Source organism: Pseudoalteromonas marina (assembly GCF_000238335.3).
Classification (GTDB): Bacteria; Pseudomonadota; Gammaproteobacteria; order Enterobacterales; family Alteromonadaceae; genus Pseudoalteromonas; species Pseudoalteromonas marina.
Window position 1 is genome coordinate 205,456 of the sequence record NZ_AHCB03000006.1, and the last position, 16,517, is coordinate 221,972.

Here is a 16,517-nt window from a genome sequence, read left to right on the forward strand (position 1 = left end):
AGCCTTGTTTGCTTTTCAGAATTCAAACAAATCTAACTAAAAATTAGAGCGAAATTGAAACCGATACAAAAAAGCCCCGAAGTACGGGGCTTTTTGAGTATTTTAACGATTATTCGGCTTTGTCATCAACATTTGTTTCATCTTTTTTAGATGATTCTGTTGTTGATTGACTTTCATCACTAACAGATTCCTTTACAGAATCTGTTTGTGGTGCTTTTGGCTCATGGCGGTCATGAGCATCGCGTGGCTCACGCACTGGCTGGCGCGCCATTAAGTCGTCAATTTGCTTAGCATCAATCGTTTCGTATTTCATTAACGCGTCTTTCATTGAATGAAGAATATCAATATTCTCTTTCAATATTTTTTCGGCACGTTCATAGTTTCTATCTGAAAACAAACGAACCTCTGCATCAATTACTTTAGCTGTATCATCCGACATGTTAGATGCACGACTACCGCCACCACCCATGTACATTTCGTTTTGATCTTCGGCGTAAAGTAGTGGTCCTAATTTTTCGCTTAAACCCCAATGTGTAACCATTTTGCGTGCTATGTCTGTTGCACGTTCAATATCGTTACTCGCACCGGTAGTCACTTTATCGGCACCGTAAATAAGTGCTTCAGCGATTCGACCACCATAAAGGCTAGAAATCATTGATTCTAATAGCTCTTTAGAATGACTAACACGATCTTGTTCTGGTAAATACATAGTCACACCTAGCGCACGGCCACGTGGAATGATAGATACCTTATAAACAGGGTCATGCTCTGGCACCATGCGACCAACAATTGCATGGCCGGCTTCGTGGTATGCCGTCATTTCTTTCTCTTGCTCGCTCATCACCATGGTCTTGCGCTCTGCGCCCATCATGATTTTGTCTTTAGCAGCATCAAACTCAGCCATATTTACAACACGTTTGTTACCACGTGCAGCATAAAGTGCAGCTTCGTTGACTAAGTTAGCTAAATCAGCACCGGAAAAACCGGGTGTACCGCGAGCAATAACAGCTGCATCAACGTTGTCACCTAATGGTACTTTACGCATGTGCACTTTAATAATCTGTTCACGACCGCGTATATCAGGTAAACCAACTTCTACTTGACGGTCAAAACGACCAGGACGAAGTAATGCAGGGTCTAATACGTCTGGGCGGTTAGTCGCAGCAATAACAATAATGCCTTCGTTACCACCAAAACCATCCATTTCTACCAGCATTTGGTTTAATGTTTGTTCGCGCTCATCGTTACCGCCGCCCATACCTGCGCCACGTTTACGACCTACTGCATCAATTTCATCGATGAAAATAATACAAGGCGCTGCTTTTTTGGCTTGTTCAAACATGTCACGTACGCGCGATGCGCCTACACCAACGAACATTTCAACAAAGTCAGAACCCGAAATTGTAAAAAAGGGTACTTTTGCTTCACCGGCAACGGCCTTAGCAAGCAACGTTTTACCTGTACCTGGCGGTCCAACCATAAGTACACCCTTAGGTATACTACCACCTAATTTTTGGAATTTAGACGGGTCGCGCAGGAAGTCCACCAATTCGGTAACGTCTTCTTTTGCTTCATCACAACCAGCAACATCAGCGAACGTAGTTTTAATTTGATCTTCGCTCATTAGACGTGCTTTGCTCTTGCCGAATGACATAGCGCCTTTGCCGCCACCGCCTTGCATTTGACGCATGAAGAAAATCCACACACCAATAAGCAGTATCATCGGGAACCAAGAAATAAATATGCTTGCTAAAAATGATTGTTCTTCAGGCTTTACACCTTTCACGTTTACATCACTTTTAAGTAAGTCATTTAAAATGTCTTTGTCGTAGATTGGCATAATGGTTTGAAAGCGCTCACCATTATTTTTAGTACCTGTGATTGTTCCACTGGTGCTCTCGATTGCCACTTCTTGTATTGAGCCATTTCGGGCATCTTTTACAAACTGACTGTAACTTGTTTGACGGTCGATTTGCTCGCCACCATTAAAGCTCTGAAAGACTGACATAAGCACAACTGCAATGACCAGCCATAGTATTAAATTTTTCGCCATATCGCTCAAGGGGTTAACCTCTTGTATCCAATTAATTTAAATTCAACTAAACGCCAAGCAACTGTACTACAGTTTGTATCCAGTCGCTACTATATATACTTCCCGAGAACGGGCACGTGAGGCATCAGGTTTGCGTATTTTCACTGCTTTAAAACTATTACGTACTTCCTGCAAGTATTGATCAAAGCCTTCGCCTTGGAAAACCTTAACAATAAATGCACCATTTTTCTTTAGAACTTGATTACACATATCTAGCGCAAGCTCAACTAAATACATACTTCCAGCTTGGTCCACTGAGTTATTACCACTCATATTCGGTGCCATGTCAGAGAGTACCACATCAACATTTTTTCCATCAATGCGTTTTAATAAAGCATCTAACACGGCTTCTTCACGAAAGTCACCTTGTAAAAAATCAACTCCCGCTAGAGAGTCCATAGGTAAAATATCACAAGCAACAACTTGCCCCTTGTCACCTACCTTCTCGGCTAAATACTGTGACCAACTACCCGGGGCAGCCCCTAAATCCACCACAGTCATACTAGGGCGAAGTAACTTGTCTCTATTTTGTACTTCATCTAATTTAAAAACCGCTCTTGAACGCCAGCCTTTTTTTTGCGCTTCCTGAACATATTTATCATCAAAATGTTCTTTCAACCATCGCTGTGAACTGGCTGACTGTTTTTTATTTGTCATAAATTACACGCAACTAATTAGTAATATTCTCTAGATGGCGTTAGAATACCCTTAATTCAAGCCATATTCAGCAAAATTTGTATAAACATGACATTATCAAATAAACAAAAGCAGTTTTTAAAAGGCGAGGCACATAGCCTTAAGCCTGTAGTTTTACTAGGTTCTAACGGTTTAACCGAAGGCGTAGTGATGGAAATTCAAAGTGCACTAGAAATTCACGAATTAATCAAAGTTAAAGTACCAACTGACGATCGTGAAACCAAAGCGCTTATTTTTGAAGCTATCGTTCGTGAAACAGGTGCGACAAAGCTTCAAACAATTGGCCACACTATTGTGCTTTATCGCCAAAGCCCTGAGAAAAAAATTCAACTGCCGCGTAACTAATTTACTTTCTGAGTAAATTATTGCGCTTAATAAAAAAACCAGCTATCAGCTGGTTTTTTTATTATTTATTTAGCCCTGAATTCTAAAAAGTAAAATTCATTTCTAAGTCTTTGAGTAAATATTTAATTTCTGCATGATGCTTTTTTTTGCTTAACAAGAAATAGCGTGAAAACTGCATTTCACTCATTGGTTCTATTTCTTCATTTGAAAGCAACGTTGCAAGTTCTGGAGTTGTATTGCTATGACCAATCACAGCAACTACGCCATTCAAAGACACTATCTGGCTTTTTAAATCTGCCAAATCTCTAGCATTGTAAATCTTTATTTCAGAATCAAAATGCGCAGCAAGTGGGCCTGCTGTTTGTAAAGTACGTTTATAGTTACTACTAAATACATGTACTTTATCAAATTGCTTAAATAATGTGACTAGCTGCTCTGCCCGTTTATAGCCTTTTTGGGTTAACCCTGGGTTTTTACCTGCTAGTTTTTCACTATGGCGAAAAAGGTATATTTTTTCTGGAGCCGAAAATACATATTGGCTATTAAATAAAACTGCACATAACAAGATAAAAACACCGTATTTTACTTTCATATTGTCTGCTCACGTTTGTACGTCAACAAACGATTAATAAACTCGGTTGTTAACTCATTAATTAACCCTGTCTCGGCGTTTAACACTAAGCTAAAGCCAATATTTAAATGGGGGAATACCACCAAATCACTTCGGTATCCTTGCACCCAACCACTATGATAATACAAGGTTTCATTATCGTAATTGTATACTCGCCAGCCTAAGCCGTAATAAGCTTCGTGTAACTGTTTTTTCCACACCCTGCGGTACATTTCTTTTTTAGTGCGTGTATAGGGCCGAGTTTGTTTAGACAAAGCATCAAGTGACAACACTTCAGGATATTGACCTAATTGTGCCTTTAACCAGATAGCCATATCGCTTGCACTAGCATTAACACCAGCTGCTGGTCCAACTTTGTAGTAATTTTTTTTCAGCTTTGCAGTGTACCAACGTTTTTTTCCACGTACGTGCGGTAAAGCGTAATTACTATCAACCACCATGGCTTCATAACCCAAGCTAGCATCAATCATATCAAGTGGCTGAAAAATGCCTTCATTTAGCCATTGTGAATAATCTTTATTTGTACTTTTTAAAATAACATCATCAATTAAACTAAACATGACGTTTTGATAACCGTAGCATATACCAGGCTCGCAAATAGGTTTAACCGTCACTAACTTTTGTACTATATCGGGATAATCCATTCGCGACTCAATTAAATTGTCATATGCGTTTGGCACCAAGCCGCTAGAATGGCTAAGTAAGTGATAAACTTTTAAGTTTTTTTCGTATTCTGTGCCTATAAAATCAGGTAAGTAATTACTGACGGAGTTATCTAATTTTATGAGCCCATCACTAGATAATTTTGCAGCCAGAGAGCCTGCAAATGTTTTAGACACCGACGCCAGTCTAAAACGAGTGTGAACATTAACCTTTTGACCATTTCGGGCTTTTGTTCGTCCGACCGCATGGATGTAATCACTATTGCCTAAGTTAACTATCGAAAGTGCAGCCCCTGGAATGCCTTTACTCGTGAGTTTTTTTTCTGCGTAACGGCCATACTTTTTTACAAAACTATCCCAATTTGGGTCTTGCTGCGCTGCAAAACTAACGGTTGCATACACAAAACACACTGCAGTTAAGCAATACTTTAAAAGTGGTAAGCGCTTCATTTTTTAATACTTTATCTTTTTAACTGCCTCTGTATGCATAATATCATGAACTTTTCTTTGGACTAACGTACAATACAAAAATTATTGTACTTTTTGTGGGTGTTAAGTATTTATGCGTTTTTTAGTTGTATTACTTTTTGTTTTATTTTCATCAGGTTGTGCCATTACCAAACAACCAGCAGAACCTTTGGCTATGCCGTTAAAGCCAGCATTAACAACGCAAACGTATCAGCTTAAATACCAAACAGATCATGCTTCACCAAAAGTGAAGTCGGTGCAATTGCCTGCACACAAAGTTTTACAAAATCAAACTGTAAAAATAATTACCGATAAAGCAAGTGTAACCGACACTCTACTATCGCAAATAAGCCAAGCACTTAACGATAAACAGCTTAAAGTTACGAGTAAAAATAACAGTGATTACACGCTGACTATTCAAAAGCTCGACTTAACATTTAAAGAAAACACACAGTATTCAATTGCCACACCTGAAAAGCCATTTGTCTTGTTTGAAAATATTGCAAAGCAATACCCAACGCAGCAATGTGCATCTATTTTTGCAGAAGTTAATATGCGTTTAACACACAAAGCGTCTGGCGATGTGGTGTGGTTTGCAACGTCGTCGATAGATAGCGCCAGCTTTCACCGAGAGCCGCTAATTTACAGCTTAAGTGAAGAACAAAGAATTACAAACGAACTAGAGGTTGTTGCATTTATCCACCAGCAAAACACAGAAGAAGCACGTTTAGCTAGAGTGGGTAAAGAGGTGAAAATCCCTGAGTATCAAATGCTGTCTAAATTATCTAGCCTAAGTAAGTTAAGTGGTCCGTGTAGCCGCACAGAAGTCAGTGCTCTAACACCTATGATGCAATTTTACTTAAGCAGTATCTTAATAGATAAAATTAAAGTTCAGTAAAAGTAACATTTACTACATTTTTTTACAGATTAAGGGTACACCTTAACAATATACTACGCACTATAACAACAAACAATCAGGCTCAACGTGGATGAAATATACCTTACTTAACCGTACTCTTTTTAGTATTGTCTTGTTCAGTTTGAGCCTTATAGCGACCTCAGCCCAAGCAAGTAATCGTTATTATGCAGACAACACCCTTGAGCCAACTCAAGGCTTTGCATGGGACTGGAGCGCAGGGGCAAGTTATTTTGTAGAAGATACCTACCTAGTCGGCACTAATGCCTACGACACCGATTTAGAGCTCGATTTAAGCCTTGCTGTATCATACGACCGATTTTATCTCGACTTTGACCATAACCAACTCAGTGGTGGTCTTATTATCGGCTATAGTATCATTGATAAGTATGATTGGGGCTTGGATATACTGGGCACGAACACCCAAGCAGGCTTTGACGAGAAAGGCCTTGGCTTTTATAACAGTGGTGTAATTGCAGAGCTTGATGGCATAAAGTCTCGTCGCTATGATTTTGGTGTTGGTCTAAGGCTTACACGCCGATTCGAAAACTCTCAAATTTCATTTGAATACCTTTATGATGTTTCTGGCGCCCATAACAGCTGGGTTGTTAACACCTTCTTTAGCCAAATTTTACCGTGGCGAAACTGGGAATTTAGATCCGGTGTTGGCGTAAGTGCTTATTCAGCTGATTTTACAAATTATTATTTTGGCATTGACCAAGAAGAAGTAGCCGAAAACCGACCTTTTTATGATGCACATGCAAGTACCAGCCTAATATTTGAATTTCATGCTGAATACCCAATAAGCCAAGATTGGGTTTTTCTAGCTGGCTTTCTTTCCACATGGTTTTCAGCAGAAATCGACGACAGCCCAATTATTTCTCAAGGGTATCAGCATAAAGCCAAGGTAGGCCTACGTTATGTTTTTTAGATGGTTTTGTTTACTAATAATTTTTCCTGTATCAGCGCTTGCGCAATCTAGCGATACACAAAATACTTTAACCGCGGTTCCTGATACGTGCGTAGCTCTTCGTGAAAGCCGCGATTGTTATGCCGACGTTGTTATTACGTGGCACCAACCCATTATTGGTAATTATTGCCTACGCGATGCAACATCAAAATACATTATGCAATGTTGGCTCAAACAGCAACAAGGCACATTAAATTACGCGTTTGATTCTAAGCAAAGTATCGCATTTGAACTATTTGATAGTAATACATCAAAAATAATTGGCACTGCAGAAGTAAAACTTCAGTGGGTATATCAAAACAGACAAAAAAAGCGTCGCTGGCGATTATTTTAGCCACTGCATTAAGGATAATTTATGGATAATTACGGCACTATTTTATTAGTAGAAGATGATGCATCATTGGCTCAGTGGGTAGCCGAATACCTAACTGAACAAGGCTACACTACCCATGTTTGTCACCGAGGTGATGAAGTTGTCAGTCAGGTAAAAACCTTGAACCCAAACATTGTCCTACTTGATATTATGTTACCTGGTCAAGATGGCATTAGTGTATGTAGAGAACTTCGTAGCTTTTATAATGCGCCTATTATTATGCTTACAGCACGTGATGAAGAAATGGATGAAGTTATAGGTTTAGAGGTCGGTGCGAGCGATTATATAATGAAACCAGTACGCCCGCGCGCTTTGCTCGCTCGTATAAAAGCGGCACTTCGTCAAAGCAGTGAGCCCAATAAATTGGAAAAAGTAGAAACCACAATTTCGGTCGGTTCGCTTAATATTAATACCGAATCGAGAAACGTGAAATTTAACGGCCAAGACGTTAATATTTCCAGTGCAGAATATTTACTCCTGCATTATTTGGCAAGTAATGCAGGGCAAGTTGTATCACGTGACGCGGTTTTTAAAGCCACTAAAGGGCGTGAATACGACGGACTTGATAGAAGTGTCGATGTGCTTATTTCTGCACTAAGAAAAAAGTTTAGCGACGACCCACAAAACCCTGAAAAAATTAAGACAATTTGGGGGCGTGGTTACTTGCTCGTCTCTACTGCATGGTAACTTACAGCTGTATGCTTAAATGAAAAAGTTTTACATATCACTACTTGGCAGCGCACTGATATCTATTGTGGTTTTAGGGTGGCTTATAGACGCCTTTAGCCAGCAAGCACATACCCCACAAGACGAATTTAGTGTGCAAAGTAAAATGATGATGGGATTTAGTAAACAACTGGCAAATATTCCCACCTCTGAACGTGGCGCATATGTTAAGCAGCTAGGTGAAGAGTTTGATCTATCAATCGATTATAAACCTAATGAATCACTTGCTTTACCTCCTTCATTATTACTTCAAATGCATGCTGTTGGCGGATTGATTTTAGAAGATCAGCAAGGTTTTTATATGCTGTATAGTAACCAAGCGCTAAACCCCTTTCATATTTCTATGCGACTTAAAAAAAGCGCAGACACCGATAAACGAAACGATATATTTTTAACTTTGCTTTTTTATGCTGGCTTATGCATTTTAATGGGATTCATTATTGCGCCACTCGCTAAGCGACTAAGTGTACTCAATGAGGCTGCTAAACAGTTTGCATCAGGCAATACACAAGCCAGAATTAACGCCTCGCATTTTACGTATATAAGAGATGTAGAGTTAACGTTTAATCGTATGGCGAGCCAAATAGAAAAACTTGTCGCTGAAAATAAGTTAATGGCATCAAGTTTATCGCACGATATACGCACCCCTATTGCCTGTCTTCGCTTTGGCTTAGATGCCGCCTTAGATACCCATGATGAGAAAAAAATAAAAACCTATTTAGAGCGCATGGAAAACGATTTAGATCACATGGAATCCATGCTTAAAAGCTACTTAGCGTTTGCAACACTTGAGCAAAACGCAAACAAATTGACGTACTCTTCTACAAATATAAAGCATTACCTTGAAAACATTTTAGTTCAGCTTGCCCCAAAGTTAGAATCACAAATGCTAACTGTTGACCTTAATAGCTCAACTGACATTATTGTGGCCGACCTTCATTGGTTAGCACGTGCTATTACAAACCTGCTGACCAATGCATGCGATTTTGCCGAACAATATATCTACTTGAGCGCCAAGGTTCACGAACGCCAACTTATCATAACTGTTGAGGATGATGGCCCAGGGATTGCTCAAGAAAACTTTAAAAATGTATTAAGCCCATTTTTTAGAGAAGAAGATCATAGAAACCGCGCAGATAAAAGCTATGGCCTTGGCTTGGCTATTGTTGAAAAGGTCGCTGACTGGCATAACGGTACTATTTCTGTCAGCAAAAGTAAGCACTTAGGCGGAGCCTGCTTTACCCTTAGTATTACCCAGCATTATAAATCGTAAAGTATAAATTACGCGGTGTAATTAACATTTTTAAAACAAAATCAACCCATTAATTTTAATCTACTCCTAACATTTACTAAAAACAGCGCATTAATCACACCACTGGAAAACTAAATTATGTGGGATAAGCAAATAAGCACTTTTTATTTTTTTACATTTCCAGTAGATTGTCAGCGCCGTTAAAAAACAGAGAAGTATAATAATATGAGCGCAGTTAGAGGCGAGTTTAGTTCTCGCTTTGGATTTATTATGGCCGCCGCCGGCTCTGCCGTAGGTTTGGGCAACATATGGGGCTTTCCCACACAAACAGCCAGTAATGGTGGTGCCGCATTTTTAGTTGCCTATTTAGTGTTAGCTTTCTTTTTAGCTTATCCTGCGCTAATGGCCGAACTCATGATTGGTCGACACGGACAAGCTAACGCCGTCGTTTCTTTAACTAAAGTATCTAACAAACCTTGGCAAAAACACTTTGCATTTATTGTCGGCTTTGGGGGTATTTTATGCGCCGGCTTTATACTTAGTTTTTATGCTATTGTTGCAGGTTGGATGCTCAGCGCAACAGCCCAACCTATCGCCGCCTTGGCCGGAGCCGACGCAGCATCAACTTGGCTAAGCGAGCAATCACTTACTCGCAATGTTATTTTTACCCTTGTTTTTATTGTTTTAACAATAGCAATCATTAGCCGTGGTGTTGAAAACGGTATCGAAAAATGGTCAAAGCGCTTGATGCCCGCTTTATTGGGTATTTTATTTTTATTAATTGCTTATGTACTGACTCAAGAAGGTGCAATGGAAGGGTTAAAAGCCTACTTGTTACCTGACTTTTCGTCTATTTTTGACACCCAGTTGATTGTTAGCGCATTAGGTCAAGCGTTTTTCTCATTATCGCTTGGCACAAGCGTTATGATTATATACGGCTCGTATATTAGTAAAAAAGAAAACCTAGTCTCTCTCGGTGCATACGTAACGTTAATTGATGTGTTTATTGCCTTTGTTGCTGGTTTACTTATTATTCCTGCTATGTATGTAGCTCAAGCACAAGGTGTTGAGATATTTTCTGCCAGCGGAAAATTGCTCTCAGAAGATACTTTAGTATTTCAGGTATTACCCGCTTTATTTGATGGTATGGGCAGTGTAGGTTTATTTGTTGGCTTTGCATTTTTTGCCCTAATGAGTATAGCTGCGCTCACTTCGTCAATATCAATGCTTGAAGCACCTGTTTCCTATGCTGTAGAACGCTTTGCCTTGAAGCGCATTCAAGCAACGTGGGTCATTGGCGCCTTGATAGCAGTTGTTAGCATTACGATTGTGTGTAACCTAGGCGCATTATTTGGTTTAGTGATCACACTTACCACTAAGGTTGCGCAACCATTACTTGGCTTAATGTGCTGTATTTTTGTAGGCTGGATTTGGTACAGAAATTCATTACTACAAGCCATTCAACAGGGCAATCCCGAGGTACAAACTACGCTATTTTGGAAAATATGGCCTTGGTATACTAAGTTTGTGTGCCCTATCGCAATAGGTGCTGTGTTTGTCCACTCGTTATTAAGCTAACAACTCATATAAAAGCCCACACTTGTGGGCTTTTATATGAGTATAAATTTAACTAGCCTAGTTAATTTTTAGTATCATATCTTGATGCGGTATACCGTCCTCTAAATATGCATCCCCTGTGCACTTAAAACCAAATGACTTATAAAAGTCCAACAAATAGGTTTGCGCACCGATAACTATGTCCCGTTCAGGCCAATGCGTTTTACAACACGCAATTGCCTGTTCAACCAATTTATTAGCGATCCCCTTTCCTCTGTGATGCTCACTCACTAAAACACGTCCAATTGCGCTGTACTGTCCGTTTTTTTCATAACAACGGGCGTAGCTCATTAACTGCATATTATCTAACGTATAAATATGCTGAGTAGTTTCAGAATTATCAACATCATCCAGCTCAGGGTAAGGGCACTTTTGCTCTACAACAAATACGTCTACGCGCCCTTTCATAATTGAAAACAAGGTATGAGGGGTCAGTTTATCAAATGGTTCACAGTTAAAATGCATGGTAATCCTTAAACAAAAACCCAGCAGAAGCTGGGTTTAGTATCGCTATAGTACGAAATGAAAATAAAATTACATTCATCGCTGTATAGTGTAAAAAAGTATTAAGCGAATAAACGCTCTAACTGATCACATAACTGAGACAAGTTTACATGGTCATGTTCAATGGTTACATCAATATACCCATCGCCTCTAAATGCACGGTCAAGCTCAATTAAAACGTGAGTTTTGTGGGCTTCTGGTACAAATGACAACTCGATTTCTTGAATTCCAAATAAACTTCTGCTGTTAGGTTTATATTCAAGCTCTTGGTAACACCCTGAAACAGAAGCAAATGTAGAGGCACGTAAAAAACCTTTTTCAACATCGGCTTTAGATAAACTAAAACCTAATTTATCCATTGCCTGCATACACGTTTTCACTGCTTCATTTGGGTAAATATGAAGATGGTCTTTGTCTGTTGGATCTAGTGCTAAATCAATATCTAGTCCGGTTTCTAACCAAACATGGGACTGGTTGTAACCCGCGTTAATTTCAGTGATCGGTGTTTCTGAATGCAAACGCGCTTCAAAAGGTATGCTTTTTACGTCACCGGGTTCCAACTTACCTATATCGGTAATTCGCCATTGATCAATTACATGATTAGTAAAATAATCACCTTCATCTCCAGCCACTTTAACACGGGTCATTAGTAGTAAATCTAAGCCTGCAATTTCTTGGCTAACGTCACCCGCTGTAATGACAATATTAGCGTTAAAAAGTTGACCTGGTTGCAGATGTTCAGTCTCTAAAATAGTGTCAACTTTTGCTGCACCAATACCCACTGATGCTAAAATCTTTTTAAACATATAATTCTCCTTAAGCTGAGCCGCTCTTAAATATGCCCTAACTTAAACGTCTTCGTTATCTCATCTTAACCATAATTAAAAGCCGTTGTCAGTTTAAAAGTAGGATTTAAATGCTTTTAAGGGTTAAATACGCATAATTTGTGCATTTATCATCCAAGCAAGGTGTTAAAAGCGACTAAATAAACAAAGCTCAAGTGGTAATTTAATTTTCATTAATCGCTGTTTTTAGCTACACTGCAGTACCAAATGATGTAATTTTAAGTATTATGGAACTAATCTACTTTGCTACCGCATTTGTGTGTGGTTTTGCCATTTATCAATTAAAACTTCCCCCTCTTATTGGCTTTTTGCTGGCGGGCTTTGCGCTGAATCTAGCTGGTTATAAAAGCACAGAATTACTTGATACAATCGCCGCATTGGGCGTTACTTTATTGCTGTTCAGTATTGGCTTAAAACTTAAAGTAAAAAGTTTAATAAAACCCCAAGTGTGGGCACCTGCTTCCCTTCATATTATATTTAGTAGCGCTATTTTTAGCGGTTTCATGTTGTTATTAGGTGTGTTTGCCCTACCTCTTTTTGTTGACTTAAGTTGGCAAAGTGCCTTGTTGGTCGGCTTTGCTCTTAGCTTTTCAAGCACTGTATTTGCGGTAAAAGTATTAGAAGAGCGCGGTGAAATGGCCAGCCTACACGGTAAAATCGCTATTGGTATACTTGTAATGCAAGATATTTTTGCGGTTATATTTTTAGCTATTAGTACAGGAAAAGTACCCAACATTTGGGCGCTGGCTATTGTTATTGCCTTGCCTTTAATACGCCCTATTATGTATTTTATGCTCAACCGTTCTAAGCATGGTGAATTGCTGCCCTTATTTGGTTTCTTTTTTGCGCTTGTTGCTGGTTATAACGCATTTGAATTTGCAGGCCTTAAAGGTGATTTGGGTGCGCTGATCATAGGCATGATGTTTGCTCCACATAAAAAAGCGGGCGAGCTATCAAAATCCTTACTCAACTTAAAAGATATTTTACTTGTCGGTTTTTTCTTAAGCATTGGTTTAAATGCTGAATTAACAGTTGATTCGCTTATCATTGCCATTGTGCTTATTTTTGTACTCCCTGTTAAAGTTATTCTTTATTATGTGTTTACTAACGCGTTTAAATTACGAGCACGTACCTCGCTACTTACCGCATTTACCTTATCTAACTACAGTGAATTTGGCTTGATTGTATGCGCTGTTGCAGCTTCAACAGGTATTATTACCCCTGAATGGTTAGCCGTTATGGCTATTGCGGTATCTATTACCTTTGTTATTGCCTCCCCCCTTAACAAACGCTCTAATGAATTATATGTAAAAGTAGAAAGCTGGTTAGTAAAGTTTGAAAGCAAAACACGCCTAGCCGAAGAATTACCAGTAAACCTTAATGATACAAAAATTGTTATTTTTGGCATGGGTCGTATTGGCACCGGTGCTTATGAAACTATTAATATGACTCACCCCAATTTAGTAGCGGGTATAGATATAAAACCCGAAGTTGTCGATAAACATATAAGTAGAGGCCGTAAAGTACTGATTGCAGACGCTACCGACCCTGATTTTTGGCAACGTGTAAACCACTCTCACGTTGAAATGGTCATGTTAGCAATGCCAAAACACATGCAGAATATTTTTGCATTAGAGCAGCTTCAAGCGTCAGGCTACACAGGGCAAGTTACTGCAATTGCAAACTACCCAGATCAGCAAAAAGAGCTTGAAAGTATGGGGGTGCACTCAACGTATAACTTTTACTTAGAAGCCGGTAGTGGTTTTGCTGAACATGTAAAACAAGAATTGTTTGGTGAAAAATAGTATTTACTATGTGTAAAGGCACAAAAATAATTCTTTTTCATTAGTAAATAAATAAAAAGCAATTGTATTTACATTCCTTTACAAGTGCATGCACCACGTTTGCAAAAAACAGGTAAACTGTCTTCGTTGGTTAAATATAACCCATGTTAAATACAACCTAGTTAGACTCCAGCTAACAAAAGTTGTGTCGGGCTTTTTACACCAACAAAAATTCTTAAATCAGAGGGCCTACTCCCTCACTCAATAGGCTGTTTCTTGCCCGTCACAGCCTATTTTATTACTCTAAAATACCTTACACTAACCCCATTGATACACCAAAAAGCAAACCTATGGATCCGGAACAATTAAAAATTGCCATAAACACTAAAATGCCGTTTGGAAAATATTCAGGTCGTCCATTATTATTACTTCCCGAACCTTACTTAGTTTGGTTTAAACAGCAAGGTTTTCCAGATTCAAAACTAGGCAGTCAGTTAGCTATGATGTACGAGGTTAAGCTAAATGGCTTAGAGCAAATGCTTATGCCATTGCTAGAAAAAAAATAAAATTTTACGAAACTATTTTATAAATTGGCGGTCTATTTAATTGCTACTTGTTGATTTTGGTTTTAACCACAAAAAAAGCGCCTTTTGGCGCTTTTTTTATTTTTTAGTTTTGCTCTATGGGTAAGCTAATAATGAACTTTGCTCCACCTAAAGACGAATGTTCAATACGATAACTTCCCTGATGCCAAGCAATAATTTTAGCAACAATCGCTAACCCAAGGCCAAATCCACCTGTTTTTTTGCCTCTACTTTTATCAAGCCGAGTAAAGGGCTTAAATACGTTTTCTCGCTCTATTTCAGCAATGCCCCTGCCATCATCTTCAATTACAAACTGTACTTCGTTATGCTGAGTAACAAGCGATATTTTAACTTGGCTATTAGCGTATTTAATTGCATTACCAATTAAATTTTGAAAAGCGCGCGCCATAAAATGCGGATCACATTGGTAAATCAGGCTACTTGGTAATGCTTCATCCAAATTAATTTTCTTATCAAAATTAAGCTTTTCAACGCTAACTTTTATTAACTCAACCAAATCAGTTGGGTATGGTTGTAGGCTAGGTTGTTGAGAGTCTAGTTTTGCGTAGTCAAGCATCTCAGAAACTAAACTTTCAAGCTCATTAATATCGCTGTTCATATTAGCAATATAAACTTCACTTTTTTCATCTGATAAACGTTCATCTAGCATTACTGTTGCAAACTTTAAGCGAGCTAAGGGGGTTCTAAATTCATGAGAAACCGACGAAGTCAGCTCTTGTTGAGCGTTTAATAAAAAACTGATGCGTTGTTGCATTAAACTGAGTGTTTCAGTAATTGGTAAAAAAAACGACTTGGAAGTATCAGAGAGTTGAAAGTCTTGAGCACCTTCAACGGCTTTACATGCATTACGCAATTTAGAGAAGTCACGCCAAAGTAGAAAGCTCCATAAGCCTACAGGAATCCCCACAATAGTGAGCAATAATACGTATGGCCATACAGAGGTCGATACGGGGGTATCTAACCCTATAGGCCCTACCTGCAAAAGTTCATTGTCATTGAGGGTAATATACCAAACAACTCGCTGTTGTTTGTCATATAAATATAGATAGTGCTGACTATTTAACTGAGCCAATTGTTCTTGAGGTAGTGCTAAATCAGCACGACTAATAACAAAGCTGTTGTAGTGCTTCTTTAATTTTGCTAGTCCATTGGGTGTTTGTGAAAGCAGCCAAAGCGACTGCCCAAATTTGTCATCAAGAAAAACGTGCTGTTGCGATTCATCATATGGCCATAATTGTTCTATAACACCGCTAACAACAAACAATGAAACCACAATATAAATATATAAACTTGCAAACAGCTTTCCCATTAATGCCTATTAACCTTGTATTTAAAGATCCCACGCATCGGAAACAAATAAGTAGCCTTGACCCCATACTGTTTTTATACGAAATGGCTTGTCGCTATTATCACCCAGCTTTTTTCGAATACGCGACACGCGAACATCAACGGTGCGATCGAGCCCGTCATATTGGCGACCAATCATATGTTGGTGTACATGCTCTCTACTAAGCACTTGGCCAGCGTTTGAGGCTAACAACCAAAGTAACTCAAACTCATGTGACGTTAACACAATCTCTTTGTCAGATAATTGCACTATACGGCTAGTCTTATCAATGATTAAATCACCAAACTGTAATTCTTCACTCGTTTTTGTCACTGTTTGACCTCGGCGTAATAGCGCATTGACTCTTGCGAGTAACACACGAGGCTCAGCTGGTTTAATAACATAATCATCTGCGCCAAGTTCTAAACCCAATACTTGGTCAAAATCTTCGCTTTTAGCGGTTAACATTAAAATTGGTAAAGAAAACTTATCACGCACTTGACGACACACGCTAAATCCATCTTTGCCCGGCAACATAACATCTAAGATCATTAAATCGGCGTGATTATTTTCTAAATAACTAAACACCTCATCACCACGTTCTAAAACTGCGACTTCTAATCCATTATGTTCAAGGTAATCTTTTGTGAGTTGCTGTAAACCAAGATCATCTTCAACAAGTAGAATTTTTGGCATTGATTGCT

General features: G+C 38.9%; 17 protein-coding genes. 9 read left to right on the forward strand and 8 right to left on the reverse strand.

The window, feature by feature from the left end; translation table 11 throughout:
• Window positions 1–109: 109 nt before the first annotated feature.
• Entirely contained in the window at window positions 110–2,053 is a 1,944-nt protein-coding gene (gene ftsH / locus PMAN_RS09850; RefSeq protein ID WP_033019700.1) for an ATP-dependent zinc metalloprotease FtsH, read from the reverse strand.
• A gap of 66 nt (window positions 2,054–2,119) precedes the next feature.
• Entirely contained in the window at window positions 2,120–2,749 is a 630-nt protein-coding gene (gene rlmE / locus PMAN_RS09855) for a 23S rRNA (uridine(2552)-2'-O)-methyltransferase RlmE (protein WP_010557209.1), read from the reverse strand.
• 87 nt (window positions 2,750–2,836) lie between these two features.
• Between rlmE and yhbY the strand changes: the two genes are divergently transcribed.
• A complete protein-coding gene (gene yhbY / locus PMAN_RS09860) occupies window positions 2,837–3,133 on the forward strand; it encodes a ribosome assembly RNA-binding protein YhbY (protein ID WP_006793908.1) in 297 nt (98 codons plus the stop codon).
• An 82-nt stretch (window positions 3,134–3,215) separates the two neighbouring features.
• On the opposite strand, the gene PMAN_RS09865 is transcribed toward yhbY, so the two are convergent.
• Both PMAN_RS09865 and PMAN_RS09870 read right to left on the reverse strand, forming a co-directional pair.
• Window positions 3,216–3,725: a SixA phosphatase family protein gene (locus tag PMAN_RS09865; RefSeq protein WP_010557210.1), complete on the reverse strand. Its 510-nt coding sequence runs from the start codon at window positions 3,723–3,725 to the stop codon at window positions 3,216–3,218.
• Entirely contained in the window at window positions 3,722–4,876 is a 1,155-nt protein-coding gene (locus tag PMAN_RS09870; RefSeq protein ID WP_010557211.1) for a serine hydrolase domain-containing protein, read from the reverse strand. Before PMAN_RS09870 ends, PMAN_RS09865 begins: the two co-directional genes overlap by 4 nt.
• A gap of 112 nt (window positions 4,877–4,988) precedes the next feature.
• On the opposite strand from PMAN_RS09870, the gene PMAN_RS09875 reads away from it, so the two are divergent.
• The 6 genes from PMAN_RS09875 (at window position 4,989) to PMAN_RS09900 (ending at window position 10,709) form a co-directional block, all read left to right on the forward strand.
• The gene (locus tag PMAN_RS09875; protein ID WP_008127968.1) at window positions 4,989–5,792 is read left to right on the forward strand and encodes a hypothetical protein; all 804 of its coding nucleotides are present in this window, start codon (window positions 4,989–4,991) and stop codon (window positions 5,790–5,792) included.
• A gap of 91 nt (window positions 5,793–5,883) precedes the next feature.
• Window positions 5,884–6,741 (forward strand): MipA/OmpV family protein, encoded by an 858-nt coding sequence (locus PMAN_RS09880; RefSeq protein ID WP_008127970.1) that lies wholly within the window; start codon window positions 5,884–5,886, stop codon window positions 6,739–6,741.
• Window positions 6,731–7,114 carry a DUF3019 domain-containing protein gene (locus PMAN_RS09885; RefSeq protein WP_010557212.1) on the forward strand — a complete coding sequence of 128 codons (384 nt, stop codon included), beginning with the start codon at window positions 6,731–6,733 and terminating at the stop codon, window positions 7,112–7,114. The genes PMAN_RS09880 and PMAN_RS09885 overlap by 11 nt, the downstream gene beginning before the upstream one ends.
• Before the next feature lie 21 nt (window positions 7,115–7,135).
• Window positions 7,136–7,840, forward strand: a complete 705-nt coding sequence (locus tag PMAN_RS09890) for a response regulator (RefSeq protein WP_010557213.1) — start codon at window positions 7,136–7,138, stop codon at window positions 7,838–7,840.
• Between the two features lie 19 nt (window positions 7,841–7,859).
• Window positions 7,860–9,152 carry a sensor histidine kinase gene (locus tag PMAN_RS09895; RefSeq protein ID WP_010557214.1) on the forward strand — a complete coding sequence of 431 codons (1,293 nt, stop codon included), beginning with the start codon at window positions 7,860–7,862 and terminating at the stop codon, window positions 9,150–9,152.
• A gap of 204 nt (window positions 9,153–9,356) precedes the next feature.
• On the forward strand, window positions 9,357–10,709 hold the full coding sequence (locus PMAN_RS09900) for a sodium-dependent transporter (protein ID WP_010557215.1): 1,353 nt from the start codon (window positions 9,357–9,359) through the stop codon (window positions 10,707–10,709).
• Window positions 10,710–10,766: 57 nt separating this feature from the next.
• On the opposite strand, the gene PMAN_RS09905 is transcribed toward PMAN_RS09900, so the two are convergent.
• Both PMAN_RS09905 and PMAN_RS09910 read right to left on the reverse strand, forming a co-directional pair.
• Entirely contained in the window at window positions 10,767–11,213 is a 447-nt protein-coding gene (locus tag PMAN_RS09905; protein WP_010557216.1) for a GNAT family N-acetyltransferase, read from the reverse strand.
• A 101-nt stretch (window positions 11,214–11,314) separates the two neighbouring features.
• On the reverse strand, window positions 11,315–12,058 hold the full coding sequence (locus tag PMAN_RS09910; RefSeq protein WP_006793918.1) for a sporulation protein: 744 nt from the start codon (window positions 12,056–12,058) through the stop codon (window positions 11,315–11,317).
• Window positions 12,059–12,324: 266 nt separating this feature from the next.
• Here PMAN_RS09910 and PMAN_RS09915 point away from each other — a divergent pair, with 266 nt between their 5' ends.
• Both PMAN_RS09915 and PMAN_RS09920 read left to right on the forward strand, forming a co-directional pair.
• The gene (locus PMAN_RS09915) at window positions 12,325–13,902 is read left to right on the forward strand and encodes a cation:proton antiporter family protein (RefSeq protein WP_010557217.1); all 1,578 of its coding nucleotides are present in this window, start codon (window positions 12,325–12,327) and stop codon (window positions 13,900–13,902) included.
• A 329-nt stretch (window positions 13,903–14,231) separates the two neighbouring features.
• Window positions 14,232–14,447 carry a DUF3820 family protein gene (locus PMAN_RS09920; protein ID WP_006793920.1) on the forward strand — a complete coding sequence of 72 codons (216 nt, stop codon included), beginning with the start codon at window positions 14,232–14,234 and terminating at the stop codon, window positions 14,445–14,447.
• Between the two features lie 103 nt (window positions 14,448–14,550).
• On the opposite strand, the gene PMAN_RS09925 is transcribed toward PMAN_RS09920, so the two are convergent.
• The gene (locus PMAN_RS09925) at window positions 14,551–15,795 is read right to left on the reverse strand and encodes an ATP-binding protein (protein WP_010557218.1); all 1,245 of its coding nucleotides are present in this window, start codon (window positions 15,793–15,795) and stop codon (window positions 14,551–14,553) included.
• 21 nt (window positions 15,796–15,816) lie between these two features.
• Window positions 15,817–16,509 (reverse strand): response regulator, encoded by a 693-nt coding sequence (locus PMAN_RS09930; RefSeq protein WP_008130048.1) that lies wholly within the window; start codon window positions 16,507–16,509, stop codon window positions 15,817–15,819.
• Between the last annotated feature and the right edge of the window lie 8 nt (window positions 16,510–16,517).

What these genes read in the sequence shown, in the direction of transcription:
- yhbY (WP_006793908.1), top strand. Translation starts at nt 2,837, where the DNA reads ATGACATTATCAAATAAACAAAAGCAGTTTTTAAAAGGCGAGGCACAT.
- PMAN_RS09915 (WP_010557217.1), top strand. Translation starts at nt 12,325, where the DNA reads ATGGAACTAATCTACTTTGCTACCGCATTTGTGTGTGGTTTTGCCATT.
- PMAN_RS09880 (WP_008127970.1), top strand. Translation starts at nt 5,884, where the DNA reads ATGAAATATACCTTACTTAACCGTACTCTTTTTAGTATTGTCTTGTTC.
- ftsH (WP_033019700.1), bottom strand. Translation starts at nt 2,053, where the DNA reads ATGGCGAAAAATTTAATACTATGGCTGGTCATTGCAGTTGTGCTTATG.
- PMAN_RS09890 (WP_010557213.1), top strand. Translation starts at nt 7,136, where the DNA reads ATGGATAATTACGGCACTATTTTATTAGTAGAAGATGATGCATCATTG.
- PMAN_RS09870 (WP_010557211.1), bottom strand. Translation starts at nt 4,876, where the DNA reads ATGAAGCGCTTACCACTTTTAAAGTATTGCTTAACTGCAGTGTGTTTT.
- PMAN_RS09865 (WP_010557210.1), bottom strand. Translation starts at nt 3,725, where the DNA reads ATGAAAGTAAAATACGGTGTTTTTATCTTGTTATGTGCAGTTTTATTT.
- PMAN_RS09910 (WP_006793918.1), bottom strand. Translation starts at nt 12,058, where the DNA reads ATGTTTAAAAAGATTTTAGCATCAGTGGGTATTGGTGCAGCAAAAGTT.
- PMAN_RS09895 (WP_010557214.1), top strand. Translation starts at nt 7,860, where the DNA reads ATGAAAAAGTTTTACATATCACTACTTGGCAGCGCACTGATATCTATT.
- PMAN_RS09925 (WP_010557218.1), bottom strand. Translation starts at nt 15,795, where the DNA reads ATGGGAAAGCTGTTTGCAAGTTTATATATTTATATTGTGGTTTCATTG.
- PMAN_RS09930 (WP_008130048.1), bottom strand. Translation starts at nt 16,509, where the DNA reads ATGCCAAAAATTCTACTTGTTGAAGATGATCTTGGTTTACAGCAACTC.
- rlmE (WP_010557209.1), bottom strand. Translation starts at nt 2,749, where the DNA reads ATGACAAATAAAAAACAGTCAGCCAGTTCACAGCGATGGTTGAAAGAA.
- PMAN_RS09900 (WP_010557215.1), top strand. Translation starts at nt 9,357, where the DNA reads ATGAGCGCAGTTAGAGGCGAGTTTAGTTCTCGCTTTGGATTTATTATG.
- PMAN_RS09920 (WP_006793920.1), top strand. Translation starts at nt 14,232, where the DNA reads ATGGATCCGGAACAATTAAAAATTGCCATAAACACTAAAATGCCGTTT.
- PMAN_RS09875 (WP_008127968.1), top strand. Translation starts at nt 4,989, where the DNA reads ATGCGTTTTTTAGTTGTATTACTTTTTGTTTTATTTTCATCAGGTTGT.
- PMAN_RS09885 (WP_010557212.1), top strand. Translation starts at nt 6,731, where the DNA reads ATGTTTTTTAGATGGTTTTGTTTACTAATAATTTTTCCTGTATCAGCG.
- PMAN_RS09905 (WP_010557216.1), bottom strand. Translation starts at nt 11,213, where the DNA reads ATGCATTTTAACTGTGAACCATTTGATAAACTGACCCCTCATACCTTG.